At 69.9% G+C, this 17,561-nt stretch carries 17 protein-coding genes; 5 read left to right on the plus strand and 12 right to left on the minus strand.

Features of this window, described 5'->3' with window-relative positions; all coding sequences use genetic code 11:
• Positions 1–3: 3 nt before the first annotated feature.
• The 4 genes from rpsL (at position 4) to tuf (ending at position 4,322) form a co-directional block, all read left to right on the plus strand.
• On the plus strand, positions 4–375 hold the full coding sequence (gene rpsL / locus CFI00_RS04225) for a 30S ribosomal protein S12 (protein WP_056599611.1): 372 nt from the start codon (positions 4–6) through the stop codon (positions 373–375).
• The gene (gene rpsG / locus CFI00_RS04230; RefSeq protein WP_207084035.1) at positions 375–845 is read left to right on the plus strand and encodes a 30S ribosomal protein S7; all 471 of its coding nucleotides are present in this window, start codon (positions 375–377) and stop codon (positions 843–845) included. The genes rpsL and rpsG overlap by 1 nt, the downstream gene beginning before the upstream one ends.
• Before the next feature lie 86 nt (positions 846–931).
• Positions 932–3,049, plus strand: coding sequence for an elongation factor G (gene fusA, locus CFI00_RS04235; RefSeq protein WP_207084036.1), 2,118 nt, complete (start codon positions 932–934; stop codon positions 3,047–3,049).
• Positions 3,050–3,128: 79 nt separating this feature from the next.
• Positions 3,129–4,322 (plus strand): elongation factor Tu, encoded by a 1,194-nt coding sequence (gene tuf, locus CFI00_RS04240; protein ID WP_207084037.1) that lies wholly within the window; start codon positions 3,129–3,131, stop codon positions 4,320–4,322.
• Positions 4,323–4,404: 82 nt separating this feature from the next.
• Here the strand turns inward: tuf and CFI00_RS04245 are convergent, their stop codons facing one another.
• Positions 4,405–4,833 carry a hypothetical protein gene (locus tag CFI00_RS04245; protein ID WP_207084038.1) on the minus strand — a complete coding sequence of 143 codons (429 nt, stop codon included), beginning with the start codon at positions 4,831–4,833 and terminating at the stop codon, positions 4,405–4,407.
• A gap of 74 nt (positions 4,834–4,907) precedes the next feature.
• On the opposite strand from CFI00_RS04245, the gene CFI00_RS04250 reads away from it, so the two are divergent.
• On the plus strand, positions 4,908–5,531 hold the full coding sequence (locus tag CFI00_RS04250; RefSeq protein WP_207084039.1) for a mismatch-specific DNA-glycosylase: 624 nt from the start codon (positions 4,908–4,910) through the stop codon (positions 5,529–5,531).
• Here the strand turns inward: CFI00_RS04250 and CFI00_RS04255 are convergent.
• The 11 genes from CFI00_RS04255 to CFI00_RS04305 all read right to left on the minus strand — a co-directional run bounded on the left by CFI00_RS04255 (position 5,492) and on the right by CFI00_RS04305 (position 17,515).
• On the minus strand, positions 5,492–5,935 hold the full coding sequence (locus CFI00_RS04255; RefSeq protein ID WP_207084040.1) for a VOC family protein: 444 nt from the start codon (positions 5,933–5,935) through the stop codon (positions 5,492–5,494). The two genes, CFI00_RS04250 and CFI00_RS04255, sit on opposite strands and share 40 nt — an antisense overlap.
• 9 nt (positions 5,936–5,944) lie before the next feature.
• Complete coding sequence (locus CFI00_RS04260) at positions 5,945–6,394, minus strand: AraC family transcriptional regulator (RefSeq protein WP_207084041.1); 450 nt, start codon at positions 6,392–6,394, stop codon at positions 5,945–5,947.
• Positions 6,391–7,749, minus strand: coding sequence for a transaminase (locus CFI00_RS04265; protein ID WP_207084042.1), 1,359 nt, complete (start codon positions 7,747–7,749; stop codon positions 6,391–6,393). The genes CFI00_RS04260 and CFI00_RS04265 overlap by 4 nt, the downstream gene beginning before the upstream one ends.
• Positions 7,750–7,756: 7 nt before the next feature.
• The gene (locus tag CFI00_RS04270; RefSeq protein WP_207084043.1) at positions 7,757–9,214 is read right to left on the minus strand and encodes an NAD-dependent succinate-semialdehyde dehydrogenase; all 1,458 of its coding nucleotides are present in this window, start codon (positions 9,212–9,214) and stop codon (positions 7,757–7,759) included.
• Positions 9,214–10,566, minus strand: a complete 1,353-nt coding sequence (gene gabT / locus CFI00_RS04275; RefSeq protein WP_207084044.1) for a 4-aminobutyrate--2-oxoglutarate transaminase — start codon at positions 10,564–10,566, stop codon at positions 9,214–9,216. The genes CFI00_RS04270 and gabT overlap by 1 nt, the downstream gene beginning before the upstream one ends.
• Positions 10,563–11,846: a saccharopine dehydrogenase C-terminal domain-containing protein gene (locus CFI00_RS04280; RefSeq protein WP_242532676.1), complete on the minus strand. Its 1,284-nt coding sequence runs from the start codon at positions 11,844–11,846 to the stop codon at positions 10,563–10,565. The genes gabT and CFI00_RS04280 overlap by 4 nt, the downstream gene beginning before the upstream one ends.
• Positions 11,847–11,856: 10 nt before the next feature.
• On the minus strand, positions 11,857–12,726 hold the full coding sequence (locus tag CFI00_RS04285) for an ABC transporter permease (RefSeq protein ID WP_242532677.1): 870 nt from the start codon (positions 12,724–12,726) through the stop codon (positions 11,857–11,859).
• A gap of 10 nt (positions 12,727–12,736) precedes the next feature.
• The gene (locus tag CFI00_RS04290) at positions 12,737–13,657 is read right to left on the minus strand and encodes an ABC transporter permease (RefSeq protein WP_207084045.1); all 921 of its coding nucleotides are present in this window, start codon (positions 13,655–13,657) and stop codon (positions 12,737–12,739) included.
• Positions 13,654–14,754, minus strand: a complete 1,101-nt coding sequence (locus tag CFI00_RS04295) for an ABC transporter ATP-binding protein (protein WP_207084046.1) — start codon at positions 14,752–14,754, stop codon at positions 13,654–13,656. The genes CFI00_RS04290 and CFI00_RS04295 overlap by 4 nt, the downstream gene beginning before the upstream one ends.
• Position 14,755: 1 nt before the next feature.
• Positions 14,756–16,006 (minus strand): spermidine/putrescine ABC transporter substrate-binding protein, encoded by a 1,251-nt coding sequence (locus CFI00_RS04300; RefSeq protein ID WP_207084047.1) that lies wholly within the window; start codon positions 16,004–16,006, stop codon positions 14,756–14,758.
• 63 nt (positions 16,007–16,069) lie between these two features.
• Positions 16,070–17,515 carry a gamma-aminobutyraldehyde dehydrogenase gene (locus tag CFI00_RS04305; protein WP_207084048.1) on the minus strand — a complete coding sequence of 482 codons (1,446 nt, stop codon included), beginning with the start codon at positions 17,513–17,515 and terminating at the stop codon, positions 16,070–16,072.
• Between the last annotated feature and the right edge of the window lie 46 nt (positions 17,516–17,561).

Raw genomic sequence — 17,561 nt, forward strand, 5'->3', positions numbered from 1 at the left:
CCGGTGCCCACCATTAACCAGCTGGTCCGCAAGGGCCGCCAGGACAAGGTGTCGAAGTCCAAGACGCCCGCCCTGAAGGGATCCCCGCAGCGCCGTGGCGTCTGCACCCGCGTCTACACGACCACCCCGAAGAAGCCGAACTCCGCCCTCCGCAAGGTCGCCCGCGTGCGCCTGAGCAGTGGCGTCGAGGTCACCGCCTACATCCCGGGTGTCGGTCACAACCTGCAGGAGCACTCGATCGTGCTCGTGCGCGGCGGCCGTGTGAAGGACCTTCCCGGTGTCCGCTACAAGATCATCCGCGGCACCCTCGACACCCAGGGTGTCAAGAACCGCAAGCAGGCCCGCAGCCGCTACGGCGCGAAGAAGGAGAAGTAATGCCTCGCAAGGGTCCCGCTCCTAAGCGCCCCCTCGTCTCTGACCCGGTCTACGGCTCGCAGCTGGTCACCCAGCTCGTCAGCAAGGTCCTGCAGGACGGCAAGAAGGCCGTTGCCCAGCGCATCGTCTACACCGCCCTCGAGGGCTGCCGCGAGAAGACCGGCACCGACCCGGTCGTCACCCTCAAGCGCGCGCTCGACAACGTCAAGCCGGCCATCGAGGTCAAGTCCCGCCGCGTCGGCGGTGCGACCTACCAGGTCCCCGTCGAGGTCAAGGCCAACCGCTCCACCACGCTGGCCCTGCGCTGGCTCGTGGGCTACGCCGCGGACCGCCGCGAGAAGACCATGGCCGAGCGCCTGATGAACGAGATCCTCGACGCCAGCAACGGCCTCGGTGCCGCTGTGAAGAAGCGCGAGGACACGCACAAGATGGCTGAGTCCAACAAGGCCTTCGCCCACTACCGCTGGTGAGGTCGGGAGGCCGCGGGCCGCGCTTCGCGCTGTCCGCGGCCTCCCACTCCCACAACCCCACTACTTCGAGGGACTGAGACACAACAGTGGCTGTCGACATCACCACCGACCTCAACAAGGTCCGCAACATCGGCATCATGGCGCACATCGACGCCGGCAAGACCACCACCACCGAGCGCATCCTCTTCTACACCGGCATCACCTACAAGATCGGTGAGGTCCACGAGGGTGGCGCCACGATGGACTGGATGGAGCAGGAGCAGGAGCGCGGCATCACCATCACGTCCGCCGCGACGACCTGCTGGTGGAAGGACCACCAGATCAACATCATCGACACCCCCGGCCACGTGGACTTCACCGCCGAGGTCGAGCGCTCGCTGCGCGTCCTCGACGGTGCCGTGGCGGTGTTCGACGGTGTGGCCGGTGTCGAGCCGCAGACCATGACCGTGTGGCGCCAGGCCAACAAGTACTCGGTCCCCCGCATGTGCTTCGTCAACAAGCTCGACCGCACCGGCGCGGACTTCTTCCGCTGCGTCGACATGATGGTCGAGCGCCTCAACTCCACCCCGCTCGTGCTCCAGCTGCCCATCGGCGCGGAGTCTGACTTCCTCGGTGTCGTCGACCTGGTCGGCATGCGTGCCCTGACCTGGCGCGGCGAGACCACGATGGGTGAGGACTACGAGGTCGAGGAGATCCCCGCCGACCTCGCCGAGCAGGCGGCCGAGTACCGCGAGAAGTTCATCGAGACGCTCGCCGAGGCCGACGACGACATCATGGAGAAGTACCTCGAGGAGGGTGACGAGAACTTCACCGTCGAGGAGCTCAACGCCGCGATCCGTCGCGCCACGCTGGCCGACAAGCTCAACCCGGTCCTCTGCGGTACCGCGTTCAAGAACAAGGGCGTCCAGCCCCTGCTCGACGCGGTCGTCCAGTACCTCCCCTCGCCCCTCGACATCGACGCGATCATCGGTCACTCGGTCAAGGACGAGAACGAGGAGATCGCCCGCAAGCCCAGCGACGACGAGCCGTTCTCCGGCCTCGCCTACAAGATCGCCTCCGACCCGCACCTCGGCAAGCTGATCTACGTCCGCGTCTACTCCGGCAAGCTGGAGGCCGGCTCGACCGTGGTCAACTCGGTCAACGGCCGCAAGGAGCGGATCGGCAAGGTCTACCAGATGCACGCCAACAAGCGTGAAGAGATCGCGTCGGTCGGCGCCGGTCAGATCGTGGCCGTGATGGGCCTGAAGGACACCAAGACCGGTCACACGCTGTGCGACCCGCAGAACCAGGTCGTCCTCGAGTCGATGACGTTCCCGGCCCCGGTGATCGAGGTCGCGATCGAGCCCAAGACCAAGGGCGACCAGGAGAAGCTCGGCACCGCGATCCAGCGCCTCTCCGACGAGGACCCGACCTTCACGGTCAAGGCCGACGAAGAGACCGGCCAGACGATCATCGCCGGCATGGGCGAGCTCCACCTCGAGATCCTCGTCGATCGCATGAAGCGCGAGTTCCGCGTGGAGGCGACCGTCGGCAAGCCGCAGGTGGCCTACCGCGAGACCGTCCGCAACACGGTCGAGAAGCACTCCTACACCCACAAGAAGCAGACCGGTGGGTCGGGTCAGTTTGCCAAGGTCGTCATCAACCTCGGTCCGAACATCGACCCCGAGACCGGCCAGGGCGCGGGTTACGAGTTCGTCAACAACGTCTCCGGCGGCCGCGTGCCCAAGGAGTACATCCCCTCGGTCGACCAGGGCGGCCAGGAGGCCATGGAGTTCGGCGTCCTCGCCGGCTACCCCATGGTCGACGTGAAGTTCTCGCTCGAGGACGGCGCCTACCACGACGTCGACTCGTCCGAGCTCGCGTTCAAGATCGCCGGCAACCAGGCCTTCAAGGAGGCTGCACGCAAGGCCAAGCCGGTGCTGCTCGAGCCGATGTTCGCCGTCGAGGTGACCACCCCCGAGAGCTTCCTCGGCACGGTCATCGGCGACATCAACTCGCGCCGCGGCCAGATCCAGGCGCAGGAGGAGCGTCACGGCGACATGGTCGTGAACGCCCTTGTGCCGTTGTCGGAGATGTTCGGGTACGTTGGCGACCTGAGGTCCAAGACCTCCGGTCAGGCGTCCTACTCGATGGAGTTCGACTCGTACGCCGAGGTTCCCTCGAACATCGCCGAAGAGATCGTCAAGAAGGTCCGCGGCGAGTAGCTCGACCCGGACCCTCGGTCCAGCACCACCCGTCCCACACCCATGAGTTCAAGTACCAAACCAACCAGGAGGAGCCCCAGTGGCTAAGGCGAAGTTCGAGCGGACCAAGCCGCACGTCAACATCGGCACGATCGGTCACATCGACCACGGCAAGACGACGCTGACCGCGGCGATCACCAAGGTGTTGCACGACAAGTACCCGAACCTGAACGAGGCCTCGGCCTTCGACCAGATCGACAAGGCTCCCGAGGAGCGTCAGCGCGGCATCACGATCTCGATCGCGCACGTCGAGTACCAGACCGAGGCGCGCCACTACGCGCACGTCGACTGCCCGGGTCACGCGGACTACATCAAGAACATGATCACCGGTGCCGCTCAGATGGACGGCGCGATCCTCGTTGTCGCCGCCACCGACGGCCCGATGCCGCAGACGCGTGAGCACGTGCTGCTCGCCCGCCAGGTCGGCGTGCCGGCCCTGGTCGTGGCGCTCAACAAGTGCGACATGGTCGACGACGAGGAGCTCATCGAGCTCGTCGAGATGGAGGTGCGCGAGCTCCTCTCCGAGTACGAGTTCCCGGGCGACGACATCCCCGTGGTCCGCGTTGCTGCCTTCCCGGCGCTCCAGGGCGACGAGAAGTGGGGCGACTCGATCATCGAGCTCATGAACGCGGTCGACGAGTCGATCCCGACCCCCGAGCGCGAGACCGACAAGCCGTTCCTCATGCCCGTCGAGGACGTCTTCACGATCACCGGTCGCGGCACCGTCATCACCGGTCGCATCGAGCGCGGCATCGTCAAGGTCAACGAGGAGGTCGAGATCATCGGCATCCGCGAGACCGCCCAGAAGTCGACCGTCACCGGTGTCGAGATGTTCCGCAAGCTGCTCGACGAGGGCCAGGCGGGCGAGAACGTCGGCCTGCTCCTGCGTGGCACCAAGCGCGAGGACATCGAGCGCGGCATGGTCGTCATCAAGCCGGGCACCACGACGCCTCACACGAACTTCGAGGCCTCGGTCTACATCCTGTCGAAGGACGAGGGTGGCCGTCACACGCCGTTCTTCAACAACTACCGCCCGCAGTTCTACTTCCGCACGACGGACGTGACCGGCGTCGTGACCCTCCCCGAGGGCACCGAGATGGTCATGCCGGGTGACAACACCGAGATGTCGGTCGAGCTCATCCAGCCCATCGCGATGGACGAGGGCCTGCGGTTCGCGATCCGTGAGGGTGGCCGCACCGTCGGCGCCGGCCGGGTCGTCAAGATCACCAAGTGATCTGAGCGCCCGACGGCGCACCAGCTTCACCTCGAGACCCCGTCTCCCGCAAGGGAGGCGGGGTCTCGTGCGTCCCGCGGGCTCAGGCCGCGTACGGCGGCGGCAGCAGGCCGTGGTGCTGGAGGAGCATCTCCACCCGCTGCCGCTCGCGGTCGAGCTCGGACCCCGGCGGGAGCACCTCCATCAGGTGCGCGAGGCCCGCCATGTCCGCGGCCTCGGCCAGGACGCCGTCGTAGGCCTGTCGGCACCCCTCGTACTTGGCGAAGCGCATGTCGTTGCGGTGGAAGGACGCGTTGAGCCGCCGGAGGTCGGCGCCCACCTCCTCGATGGGCCGCCGCGTCGCAGGCTGCTCGGCGACAGGTGCACGCCGGTGCCGCAGCCGCCGTGCCAGGCGCGCAGGAGCGCGGTGGGTGCGCCACCCGTCGGGCTCACCGACGAGGACGGCGAGGCCCACCCGCAGGACCACGGCGACGAGCAGCAGGACTGCGATCGTCGCGAGCGGACCCGTCATCGGTCCACGGTACGCCCGGTCGGGCGCCGCGTCACCGGACGACGGCATCACCGCGTCCACGGCACGATGGCGGCATGGGATTCACGAGGGCCGAGCTCGAGTCGTACCGCGACGCCGTGGTGCCCGACCTGCTCCCCGGTGAGGGCGAGCCGCTGCGGCTCCTCTTCGTGGGGATCAACCCCGGTTTGTGGACCGCCGCCACCCAGACGCACTTCGCGCGTCCCGGCAACCGGTTCTACCCGGCCCTCCTGCGCGCGGGGATCCTCGAGCACCCCGTCGACCCGTCCGCCGGGATGACGGAGGCTGACCGCGACGCGTTCCGGCGGCGGGGCATCGGCATCACCAACGTGGTGGCGCGCGCCACCGCCCGGGCCGACGAGCTCAGCGCGGCGGAGCTGCGCGAGGGCGGGAGGCGGCTGCGCGCCCTGGTCGCCGAGCGGCGCCCTGACGTCGTGGCGGTGGCCGGCATCACGGCCTACCGGGCGGCGTTCGACGAGCGCAGCGCCCGGGCGGGGGAGCAGCCCGGACGCTGGGACGGCTCGCGCGTCTTCGTGGTGCCCAACCCGTCCGGGCTCAACGCGCACGAGACCGTGGAGACCCTGGCTGCGGCGTACGCCGACGCGGCCAGGGCGGCCGGGGTGGTCGCAGGACCCGGGCATCAGCCCAGGTCGAGGCCCTCGAAGTCCTCGGGGGAGTAGTCGCGCTTCTCGACGAGCACCATCCAGTTGCCCGAGTTGTCGCGCATCAGCGCCTCGACGCCGTACGGCCGCTCCTCCGGCTCCTGGAGGAACTCCACGCCCTTGGCCCGCAGCTCCTCGTAGGTCGCGCGGCAGTCGTCGACGTTCAACCCCACACCGGGGAGTCCGCCCTCGTCCTGCGCCCGCGCCATCGCCTCGATCAGGTAGTCCGGGAGCGGGCCGCTCGGCGTGGTGAGGTGGAGGTGGATCTCGGGCTGCCTCGGGTGGACGACCGTGCACCAGCGGAAGTCGGGCCCGAACTGCAGGTCGTCGCCGACCTCGAAGCCGAGGACGTCGGTGTAGAAGGCGAGGGACTCGTCGATGTCCTTCACCCACACGGACAGGAGGGAGATGTTGGTGATCATGCGACGAACCTACGTAGGGTCCGCCCCGTCACGCTTCTCCTGCGTTGCGGTGCGCTCGACGAGCCCGGCCATGAAGACGTAGCACCCCGGGATCCGCGGGTTGCCCTCTGCGGCATACCGCCTCTGGAAGTCGCTCGGGCTCTCCCCGACGATCTCGCGGAACCGCGAGCTGAAGGATCCGAGGCTGATGTAGCCGACCGCGTGGCAGATCTCGGTGACCGTCAGGTTGGCGGCTCGTAGCAGGTCCTGCGCACGCTCGACCCGGCGCTGGGCCAGGTACGCCGCCGGCGTCACGCCGTACGTCGTCGCGAAGGACCGGATGAAGTGGTAGCGGCTCATCCCCGCGAGCGCGGCGAGGTGGTCGAGGTCGAAGGGCTCGGCGAAGTGGCGGTCGAGGTGGTCGCGCGCGCGGCGCAGGTGGACCAGCACGTCGCCCGGGACCCGACGTGGGTGGGTCATCCGAGCAGCGCCTCCACGGCACCGCGGAAGGCCGAGGTGTGGGCGTCGACGTCGGACTGGTCGTGGAACGGCGAGAAGAGCGACATGTTGTGGAAGGGGGCGAGCAGCACCCCGCGGTTGACCGTCCACAGGTGGAAGAAGGCGTCGAGCTCCTCGTCCACGGCGGCGGCGGCCTCCGCACCCGCGCGCGGCGGCGGGCAGAACCAGTACTCGGCGCGGCAGCCGAGACGCTGGACGTGCCACGGCAGGCCGTGCTCGTCGATCACGCCGCGGATGCCGTCGGTGAAGCTCTCGGCGAGCGGGATCGCGACGTCGAAGTCCTCCTGGCGCAGAGCGGTCGACAGCGTGGCGCGGACCGCGGCCATCGCGAGCGCGGAGCCCGACAGCGTGCCCCCCACCCCCGCGACGTCGATGTCGTGCCCGAGCATCGGGCCCTCGAGGCGCGCGGCCACCTCGGCGGTCATGCCGTACGCCGCGACGGGGATTCCTCCGCCGATGGGCTTGCCGATGACCACGAGGTCAGGCTCGAGGTCCCACGCCGCGGTGGCCCCGCCCGGTCCCGCGCAGATGGTGTGGGTCTCGTCGTTGACGAGCAGCACGCCGTGGCGCCGGGTGACCTCACGGACCCCGGCGAGGTATCCGTCGTCGGGCAGCACGATGCCGATGTTGGTGAGCGCCGGCTCCATCAGCAGGCAGGCGACGTCACCCTCGGCGAGGCGGGCGTCGAGGGCCTCGAGGTCGTTGAAGGGCACCACCGCCGTGGTCTGCGCGACGTCGACCTGTGGGCCGAGTGCTCCCGGGCGGGCCACGACGCGGTCCCCGGCCCGGCCGTGCTCCAGCACGCCGAGCGTCTCGTCGACGGTGCCGTGGTAGCACCAGTCCATGACCGCGATGCGCGGTCGTCCGGTCAGGTGGCGCGCGAAGCGCAGCACGAAGCGGTTGGCGTCGGTGGCGGTCATGGCCATCTGCCAGCGCGGAAGGCCGAAGCGCCGGCTGAGCTCGGCGGCCACCCAGGCGGCATCGGTCGAGGGCAGCATCGTGGTGATCCCGCGCTCGGTGCGCTCGCGCACCGCCTCCGCGACGGCGGGCAGGCAGTGGCCGGTCATCGAGCCGGTGTCGCCCAGGCACAGGTCGACGTGCTCGATGCCGTCGACATCGGTGAAGCGACCGCCGGCCGCTGACTCGACGAACAGCGGGAACGAGCCCGGCCAGCGCGTCATCCACGGCATCGGGACACCGGCCAGCAGGTGCTCACTGGCTGTGCGCGCCAGCAGCGCCGAGGTCGGGTGCAGGTCGACGAACCGCTGCTCCTCCTCGGCGTGGAGTGCGGCCAGCCGGGTGCGGTCGATCGTCACGTGGTCCTCACAGTGCGCTGCCGACGTACTTGGTCTCGAGGTACTCCTCGATCCCCTCGAAGCCGCCCTCGCGGCCGAAGCCGGAGTGCTTCACCCCGCCGAAGGGGGCGGCCGGGTTGGAGACGATGCCGGTGTTGATGCCGACCATCCCGAACTCCAGCGCCTCGCTGACGCGCAGCACGCGGGCGTGGTCGCGGGTGAAGACGTAGGCGACGAGGCCGTACTCGGTGTCGTTGGCGCGCGCGAGCGCCTCCTCCTCGTCGCGGAAGGTCGAGACGGGTGCGACGGGACCGAAGATCTCCTCGCGGAACACCCGCGCCGAGGCGGGTACGTCGACCAGCACCGTGGGCGGGTAGAAGTGGCCGGGCCCGTCGGGGACCTCGCCACCGACCAGGGCGCGGGCTCCGCCGGAGACGGCGTCGTCGACCAGCTCGTGCACCCCGGCGCGGGCCTTCTCGGTGATGAGGGGACCGACGTCGACGCCGTCCTCCGTGCCGTCGCCGACCGTCAGGGCCCCCATGCGCTCGGCGAGCCGGGTCGAGAACTCCTCGGCGACCGACTCGTGCACCAGGAAGCGGTTGGCCGAGGTGCAGGCCTCCCCGATGTTGCGCATCTTGGCCAGCATCGCGCCGTCGACGGCGGCGCCGAGGTCGGCATCGGGGAAGACGAGGAAGGGGGCGTTGCCGCCGAGCTCCATCGACACCCGGAGCAGCTGGTCGGACGCCTGCGCGACCAGCACCTTGCCGACGGCCGTCGAGCCCGTGAACGTCAGCTTCCGCAGCCGCGGGTCGCGGATCAGCGGCTCGCACACCCCGCCGGAGTCAGTGGTGGTGACGACGTTGAGCACGCCCGCCGGCAGGCCGACCTCCTCCAGCAGCCCGGCCAGCGCGAGCATCGTGAGAGGGGTCTCCGCGGCCGGCTTGACCACCATCGTGCACCCGGCCGCGAGGGCCGGCCCGATCTTGCGGGTGCCCATCGCGAGGGGGAAGTTCCAGGGCGTGATCATCAGCGTCGGGCCGACGGGGCCCTTCATGGTGATCAGGCGGGTGTTGCCGGCCGGCGCGGGGGAGTAGCGGCCGTGGATGCGCACCGCCTCCTCGGAGAACCATCGGAAGAACTCGGCGCCGTAGGCCACCTCGCCCCTCGCCTCGGCGAGCGTCTTTCCCATCTCCAGCGTCATCAGCCGGGCGAAGTCGTCGGCCCGCTCGGTGAGGAGCTCGAACGCGCTGCGCAGGATCTCCCCGCGCACCCGGGGCTCGGTGGCGCGCCACTCGCGCTGGGCGACGGCCGCCGCAGCGAGCGCGCGCTCCCCGTCGGCGGGTGTCGCGTCCGCCACGGAGGCGAGCACGCTGCCGTCGGCGGGGTTGTGCACCTCGAAGGTCGCGGAGCCGGTGGCGTCGACCCACTCTCCACCGACGAGGAGCTGACGGGGCACGGTCTGGAGGACGGTCTCGTTGCTGGCCATCACCCCACCCTGCCATCCGCAGCCGCGTCGAAGGCGGCCTCGAAGATGTCGAGGCCCTCGGCGAGCAGGTCGTCACCGATCGCCAGCGGCGGGAGGAAGCGGAAGACGTTGCCGTAGGTGCCGCAGGTCAGCGTGACGAGGCCTTGCGCCGAGCAGGCCCGGTGGATCGCGCCCGCGAGCGCCGCGTCGGGCGTACGCCCGGGCCCGTCGGACACCAGCTCGACGGCCAGCATCGCGCCCCGGCCACGGATGTCACCGACGCGGTCGGGGTGGCGCTCGGCCAGCGCACGCAGGCGCGGCAGGAAGGCAGCCTCGATGGCGCGGGCCCGCGCCGGCAGGTCGTCGGCCTGCATCGTCTCGATGGCGGCGAGCGCTGCCGCGCACGCGACCGGGTTGCCGCCGTAGGTGCCGCCGAGACCGCCGACGTGCACCGAGTCCATCACCTCGGCCCGGCCGGTCACCGCGGCGAGCGGCAGGCCGCCCGCCATGCCCTTGGCGGTGGTCACCAGGTCCGGCACCACGCCCTCGTGGTCGCAGGCGAACCAGTCGCCGGTGCGCGCGAAGCCCGTCTGGATCTCGTCGGCGATGAGCAGGATCCCCTGCTCGCGGCACCACTCGGCCACGCGGGGGAGCCAGCCGGGCGGCGGGACGATGAAGCCGCCCTCGCCCTGGATCGGCTCGATGAGCACGGCCGCGCAGCTGTCCTCGCCGACCTGGGTGTGCACCGTCGAGACGAAGGCGTCGAAGGCCTCCTCGGCGCACGCCTCGGGTCCGCCCGGCCACCGGTAGGGGTAGGCCATCGGGGCGCGGTAGATCTCCCCGGCGAACGGGCCGAAGCCGTGCTTGTAGGGCATGGTCTTGGCCGTCAGCGCCATCGTGAGGTTCGTACGCCCGTGGTAGGCGTGGTCGAAGACCACGATGGCGTCGCGGCCCGTGTGGTGGCGGGCGACCTTCACGGCGTTCTCGACCGCCTCGGCCCCGGAGTTGAAGAGCGCCGAGCGCTTCTCGTGCGTGCCGGGAGTGAGCTCGGCCAGCTTCTCGCAGACCGCGACGTACTCCTCGTAGGGCGTGACCATGAAGCAGGTGTGGGTGAAGTCCGCGACCTGGCGCTGCACCGCCTCCACCACGCGGGGCGCGGCGTTGCCGACGGTGGTCACCGCGATGCCGGAGCCGAAGTCGATGAGCTGGTTGCCGTCGACGTCGCGCAGGATCCCGCCCGCGGCACGCTCGACGTAGACGGGCAGCGTCGTGCCCACGCCGGCGGACACGGCCGCGACCTTGCGGGCGTGGAGGGCCTGCGAGCGCGGCCCGGGGATGTCGGTGGCGAGGATCCGCTCCTGGGACAACGTCATGCCCTTTCCTCCATGCCCCACGGGGACCCGTAGCCCTCGGGCTTCGGCGCCGACAGCAGGTCGAGGAACGGCTTCGGCGGCAGCGCCTCGGGGCCCAGCACGCCGGTGCCCTTCCACGTGCCGTCGGAGAGGAGCTCCAGCGCCACGACCGGGTTGATGGCCGTCTGCCAGACCACGCACTGGGCGCCGTAGTCGCGCATCGAGTCGGCGTTGTCGACCACGTGGTAGAGGTACGTCGACCTCGGCGCGCCGTCCTTGCCGGTGCCGGTGACGAAGAGCCCCGCGCAGGTCTTGCCCTCCATCCGCGGGCCGATGGTGGCCGGGTCTGGCAGGCACGCCGCCACGACGTCGCGCGGCGAGACCTCCACCCCCTTCACCGTCACCGGCTGGGTCGAGTCGAGCCCCAGGGTGTGCAGCGTGCGCAGGATGGTGATCATCTCCTCGCCGAGGCCGTACTTGAAGGTCACCCGGTCCGCCTCCACCCATCGCGGCATCAGGAGCACCTCCTCGTGCTCGACGTGCACGCACTCGACCGGTCCGATGCCCTCGGGGAAGTCGAAGACCTCCGGCTCGGAGAAGGGCGGCAGTGTGAAGAATCCCTGCTCCAGCTCGCCACCGCCCCTCTCCCGCTCCCACACCACAGGGGGGTTGAGGCACTCCTCGATGATCGTCCACATCGAGAAGCCGGGCGCGAACACCTCGTTGCCGTCGTCGTCGCGGATCACCAGGTTCGCGCCGTCACGCGTGCCGAGCTCGTCGATGTGGTCGAAGAGCTCGTCGGCGGCGTAGCGTGCGAAGACGTCGGAGAGCCCGGGCTCCACCCCGATGCCGAGCAGCGCCAGCCGGCCGGCGGACTCCCAGGCCCCGGCCTGCGCGAACTGCTGGTCGCCGAGCTTGACGCCGACCTTCTCGTACGGCGCGTCGGGGTGCGGCGCGGAGAGGCTCATCGCCATGTCGAGGTAGTCGGCCCCCGCTGCGAGGGCGGCGGTGAAGAGGGGCATCACGAAGCGCGGGTCGACGGCGTTGAAGACGTGGGTGGCCCGCACCTCGCGGGCGAGCGCGGCGACGGCGTCGGCGTCGGAGGCGTCGACCTGCGCGGCCGTGAAGCGCTCCTCGCCCGTACGCCGCCCGCTGGCCGCGGCGACGGTCCGCTCGGCCCGGGTGAGGTCGTGGTCGGCGACCACCCACGCCTCGAAGAAGTCGCGTTCGACCGCGATCCGGGCGGCGGCGTCACCGACACCGCCGGCCCCGACCATCAGCACCCTCATCGGCTCTGGCACGACTGCACTCCTACTTCTTGATCCGGGACGCCCGCGCCGAGCCCACGAGCTGCGCACCCACCACCAGCAGGACGGCTAGCACGAACATCGAGAAGCCGATGACGTTGGCCTCGGCGGGGATGCCGCGGCGCGACGCGACGTAGACGAACTTGGGGAACGTGTTCTCGTTGCCGGAGACGAAGTTGGTGATGATGAAGTCGTCGAAGGACAGCGAGAAGGCGAGCATCGCGGCGCCCGCGATGCCGGGCAGGATCAGCGGGAAGGTGACCTTCCAGAAGGTCTGCACCGGGCTGGCGTAGAGGTCCTGCGCCGCCTCCTCGATCCGCGGGTCGAGGGACTGGATGCGCGCCTTCACCGTCACCACCACGAAGCTCAGGCAGAACATGATGTGGGCGAAGACGATCGTGGTGAAGCCCAGGCTGATCCCGACGTTGGAGAAGCCCTGCACGAAGATCGTCAGCAGCGCGGCACCCATCACGATCTCGGGGGTCGCCATCGGCACGAAGATCAGCACGTTGCTCGCGGCCTTGCCGCGGTAGCGGTAGCGCACCATCGCCAGCGCCATCATGGTGCCGAGCACCGTGGCCACGAGCGTGGAGATCGCGCCGACCTGCAGCGAGGTCACCAGCGAGCTGCAGACCCCGGGCACGCCGCACGGGTCCTGCCAGTGCTCCCAGGTGAAGCCCTGCCACACGATGTTGGTCTTGCCGTGGTCGTTGAAGGAGAACGCGAAGGTGTAGGCGACCGGCAGGAACAGGTAGAGGAGCACCAGGATCGCCGAGAGCATCGCGAAGTGGCTGGCCAGCCACAGCTGGGCCCGCTTGGCCGCGGACGGGCGGTAGGCGGGGGAGGACTGCCCGGTCGGGGACGTCGTCGTCATGGTGGCCACCTCAGACCAGCTCGTCGGTGCCGAAGCGGCGTACGTAGAGGAAGACCATGGCCAGGATCGCGGCCATCAGCGTGAACGACAGCGCGGCCGCCACGGGGTATCCGCCGGGGATGGCGAGGAACTGGTCGTTGATGACGTTGCCGACCATCTTCCCGCGCTGGGGGCCGAGCAGCTCCATGTTGACGAAGTCGCCGGCCGCCGGGATGAAGGTCAGGAGGGTGCCGGCGAGCACGCCGGGCATCGACATCGGCAGGGTCACGGTGCGGAAGGTGGTGAAGCCGTTGGCGTACAGGTCGCCGCCCGCCTCGATCACCCGCGGGTCGGCGCGCTCGAGCGAGGCGTAGATCGGCAGCACCATGAAGGGCAGGAAGTTGTAGGTCAGGCCCGCGACCACCGCCACCGGCGTGTTGATGATCGCGCCGCCGGGCAGCAGGTTGAGGAAGTTCAGCGTGCCGGCCACCCAGCCCTCGTCGGCGAGGATCTGCGACCACGCGAAGGTGCGCAGGATGAAGGAGGTGAAGAACGGCGCGATGACGCAGATCATCATCAGGTTGCGCCACTTGCCGGCCTTGAACGCCATCGCGTAGGCCAGCGGGTAGGCGATGACGAACGCGAGGAACGTCGCGAGCCCGGCGTAGAGGAACGACCGCGCGAAGTGGGGTGCGTAGTCGGTGAGCGCGGCAGCGTAGTTCGAGAAGTTCAGGTCGCGGTAGTAGTAGCCGGGGAAGCCGGGGTAGCGGCTCTGCAGGCTGACCGCGCCCAGCTGCACCAGCGGCAGCAGGAAGAAGACGCCGAGCCACAGCACACCCGGCAGGAGCAGCAGGTACGCCGTCCAGCTCCGCTTCTGCGTCTCGGGGGCGGGCGCGACCGGGTGGACCCCCGGGTCGCCCGCCACCTGCGAGACCGGGGCGAGGGCGCTCATCCTGCGTCCACCGGGACACCGAACGCGTGCCCGGGGTTCCAGGTCAGCCAGACCTCGTCGCCGGGGCGCAGGTCGAGCGGCTCGACGTCGAGGTTCTGCTCGTAGCAGCTCCAGGTCGTGCCGCTCGGCATGTCGACGAGGTAGCTCGTCGCGACGCCGAGGAACGACACGTCGCGCACCACGCCCTTGACGTCGTTGCCCACGCCGTCGGGCTGCTTGCGCGACACGGTCACCTTCTCGGGGCGTACGCCGAACAGCACCTGGCCTTCATGCACCTGCGAGCGGGACTTGAGGATCTGCACCTTGGTGCCGAGCACGTCGGCGACGAGGTGGTCGCCGTCGGTGTGCTCGATGGTGCCGACGCCGGTGTTGGCCTGGCCCAGGAAGTTGGCCACGAAGCGGGTGCGGGGCAGGTCGTAGAGCTCGGCCGGCGGGCCGAGCTGCTCGATGTGGCCCTTGTTCATCACCGCGACGGTGTCGGCCATCGTCATGGCCTCCTCCTGGTCGTGGGTGACGTGGATGAAGGTGAGCCCCACCTCGGTCTGGATGCGCTTGAGCTCGACCTGCATCTCGCGGCGGAGCTTGAGGTCGAGCGCGCCGAGCGGCTCGTCGAGCAGCAGCACCTCGGGGTGGTTGACCAGCGCGCGGGCCAGCGCCACGCGCTGCTGCTGGCCGCCGGAGAGCTGGTGCGGCTTGCGGCCCGCGAACTGCGTCATCTGCACCAGCTCGAGCGCGTCGTCGGTCCGGGCGGCGGCGTCCTTCTCCTTGCGGCGCTTGGGCCCGAAGGAGACGTTGTCGCGGATCGTCAGGTGCGGGAAGAGGGCGTAGGACTGGAAGACGGTGTTGACGGGGCGCTCGTAGGGTCGCGAGCCGGTCAGGTCGGTGTCGCCGATCATCACCCGCCCGGCCGTGGGCTGCTCCAGACCGGCGACCATCCGCAGGGTGGTGGTCTTGCCGCAGCCAGAGGGGCCGAGCAGGGCGAAGAAGGAGCCCCGGGGGACGTGGAGGTCGATGCCGTCGACGGCGACGAAGTCGCCGAAGGACTTGGTCACGCTCTCGAGCTTGAGGTCGCCGCGGGCTTCTCGGAATCCGGCCATGTCAGTTCCCCATCACGTTGCTGGACCACAGGTCGGCGAACTCGATGTCCTCGTCGGCGCTCAGCACCCGGAACTGCTGGATGTTGCTGTCGGCGATGAACTCGGCGGTCGGGAAGATCCACGGGCTCTCGGCCAGCTCCGGATCGATCTTCTCCATCTCGGCCTGCGCGCCGTCGACGGGACAGACGTAGTTGACCCACGCGGCGACCTGGGCGGCCACGGCCGGGTCGTAGTAGTAGTCCATCAGCTTCTGGGCGTTGCTGCGGTGCCTGGACGTGATCGGCACCATCATGTTGTCCGACCAGAGCGTGCCGCCCGACTCGGGGATGGTGAAGGTCCAGTTGGGATCCTCGGTGTCGTAGGCCAGCACGAAGATGTCACCGCTCCAGGTGATGCCCGCGACGGCGTTGCCGCTGGTGAGGTCCTCCATGTAGGAGTTGCCCTTCACCCGCCGGATGTAGCCCTCGTCGATCTTCTGCTCGATGAAGTCCAGCGCGCTCTCGAACTCCGCGCGCCCCCAGTCGCTCTCGATGTCGACGCCCTGCGACTGCATGACCAGCCCGGCGGTGTCGCGGAACTCCGACAGCACCACGATGCGACCCTTGAGGTCGTCGGCCCAGAGGTCGTCGAGCGACCGGAGCTCGCGGCCGACCTTCTCCCGGTTGTAGCCGATGCCCGCGAAGCCGCTCTGCCAGGTGATCGAGTTCTGGCGCCCCGGGTCGAACGAGACGTCCTTCAGCGGCTGGAGCAGGTTGCTGACCACGTTGGGCATCTGGATCAGCTCGAGCGGCTGGCAGAGCTGGTCGCGGATGACGCGGCTGGCCATCCAGTCGGTGAGGGTGATGATGTCGCGGTCGATCGACTGCCCGGCGCGCAGCTGCGGCCCCACCTTGGCGTAGTAGGAGTCGTTGTCGTCGATGTCCTCGGTGTAGCTGACCTCGATGCCGGTCTGCTCCATGAAGGCCTCGAGGGTCGGGGACTTGGTCTCCTTGCCGTTCATGTCGAGGTAGGCCGTCCAGTTGGCCCACTTCACGATCTTCTCCCGGTCCGAGACGTCCGTCGGCAGGTCCAGGCTGGCCACGCCGCCCGACGGTGGCTCGGGCGGGGCGCACCCGGTGAGCGCGAGCCCGGTGCCGGCGGCGAGGCCGGTGCCGAGCAGCGCGCGTCGGCTCAGCGAGCCGGAGGCCGCCTGGGCCAGCGCGGCCGCCGGTGGCGACAGGGGACGCCGTGACCGGCGCGGGATGGGTGTCATGTGTTCAGGTCCTCCGCTCAGCCCCCGAGCTGCTCTGGTGTTGGTGCCGTCCAGCTCTGGTGTCTAGCTCTCGATGTTGGCCATGACGTGCTTGATCCGGGTGTAGTCCTCGAAGCCGTACATCGACAGGTCCTTGCCGTAGCCGGACTTCTTGTAACCGCCGTGCGGCATCTCGGCCACCAGCGGGATGTGGGTGTTGATCCACACGCAGCCGAAGTCGAGGGCCCTCGACATCCGCATCGCGCGCCCGAAGTCGCGGGTCCACACCGAAGAGGCGAGCCCGTAGTCGACGCCGTTGGCCCACCGGGTCGCCTCTGCCTCGTCGGTGAAGCGCTGCACGGTGATGACGGGGCCGAAGATCTCGTTCTGGATGGCGTCGTCGTCCTGGCGCAGGCCCGAGAGCACGGTGGGCTCGAGGTAGAAGCCGTCGCCGAGGTCCGTACGCCGGTTGCCGCCCGCCGACACGGTGGCGTGGGAGGGCAGGTGGTCGATGAAGCCGCTCACGTGCGCGAGCTGGCGGGCGTTGTTGACCGGTCCGAAGAGGGCGTCCGCGTCGTCGGGCAGCCCGACCGGCGCCGAGCTGCGGGCGTAGTCGGCCAGGGCGGCGACGAAGTCGTCGTGGATGCGCTCGGCCACCAGCACGCGGGTCGCGGCCGTGCAGTCCTGGCCGGCATTGAAGTAGCCCGCGATCGCGATGCCCTCCACCGCGGCCTCGAGGTCGGCGTCGTCGAAGACGACGACAGGGGCCTTGCCGCCGAGCTCGAGGTGCACGCGCTTCACGTTCGGCGCGGCGCTGGCCGCCACCTCCGCCCCGGCCCGCACCGAGCCGGTGATCGCGACCAGGGCGGGCGTGCGGTGCTCGACGAGCCGGCGTCCGGTCTCGCGGTCACCGGTCACCACGTTGAGCGTGCCCGCCGGGAGGAACTCCGCGGCGAGCTCGGCCAGGCGCAGGGTGCTCTCGGGAGTGGTGTCGCTGGGCTTGAGGACCACCGTGTTGCCCGCGGCGAGCGCCGGCCCGATCTTCCACGCCGCCATGAGGAGGGGGTAGTTCCACGGCGTCACCTGGCCCACGACGCCGATCGGCTCACGTCGGATCCACGACGTGTGGCCGGCCATGTACTCGCCCGCGGCCTTGCCTTCCAGGACCCGCGCGGCCCCGGCGAAGAACCGCAGCTGGTCCACCATCGGCGGGATCTCCTCGCTCGCGGTGAGCGCCTTGATCTTGCCGGTGTTCTCCGACTCCAGGGCGATGAGCTCGTCCGCGTGCGCCTCCACGGCGTCGGCGATCTTCAGCAGCGCCTGCTGGCGCTCGCTGGGCGTCGTGCGCCCCCACTCGCCGAAGGCACGGTCGGCGGCGTCGTACGCCGCGTCGACCTCCTCGGCGCCGCTGATGGGTGCGCGGGCCACGACCTGGCCGGTGGCCGGGTTGACGACGTCGCTCAGGGCGCCGGCGCCTCCCTCGACGTAGGCGCCGCCGATGAAGTTGCGCAGCGTGCGTGGGCTGGTCACGTGGGTCCTCCCGGTCGGGTGCGGTGAAGGGAGAGTAGGACGACGT

The organism is Nocardioides sp. S5 (assembly GCF_017310035.1).
In the GTDB taxonomy this organism is placed as follows: Bacteria; Actinomycetota; Actinomycetes; order Propionibacteriales; family Nocardioidaceae; genus Nocardioides.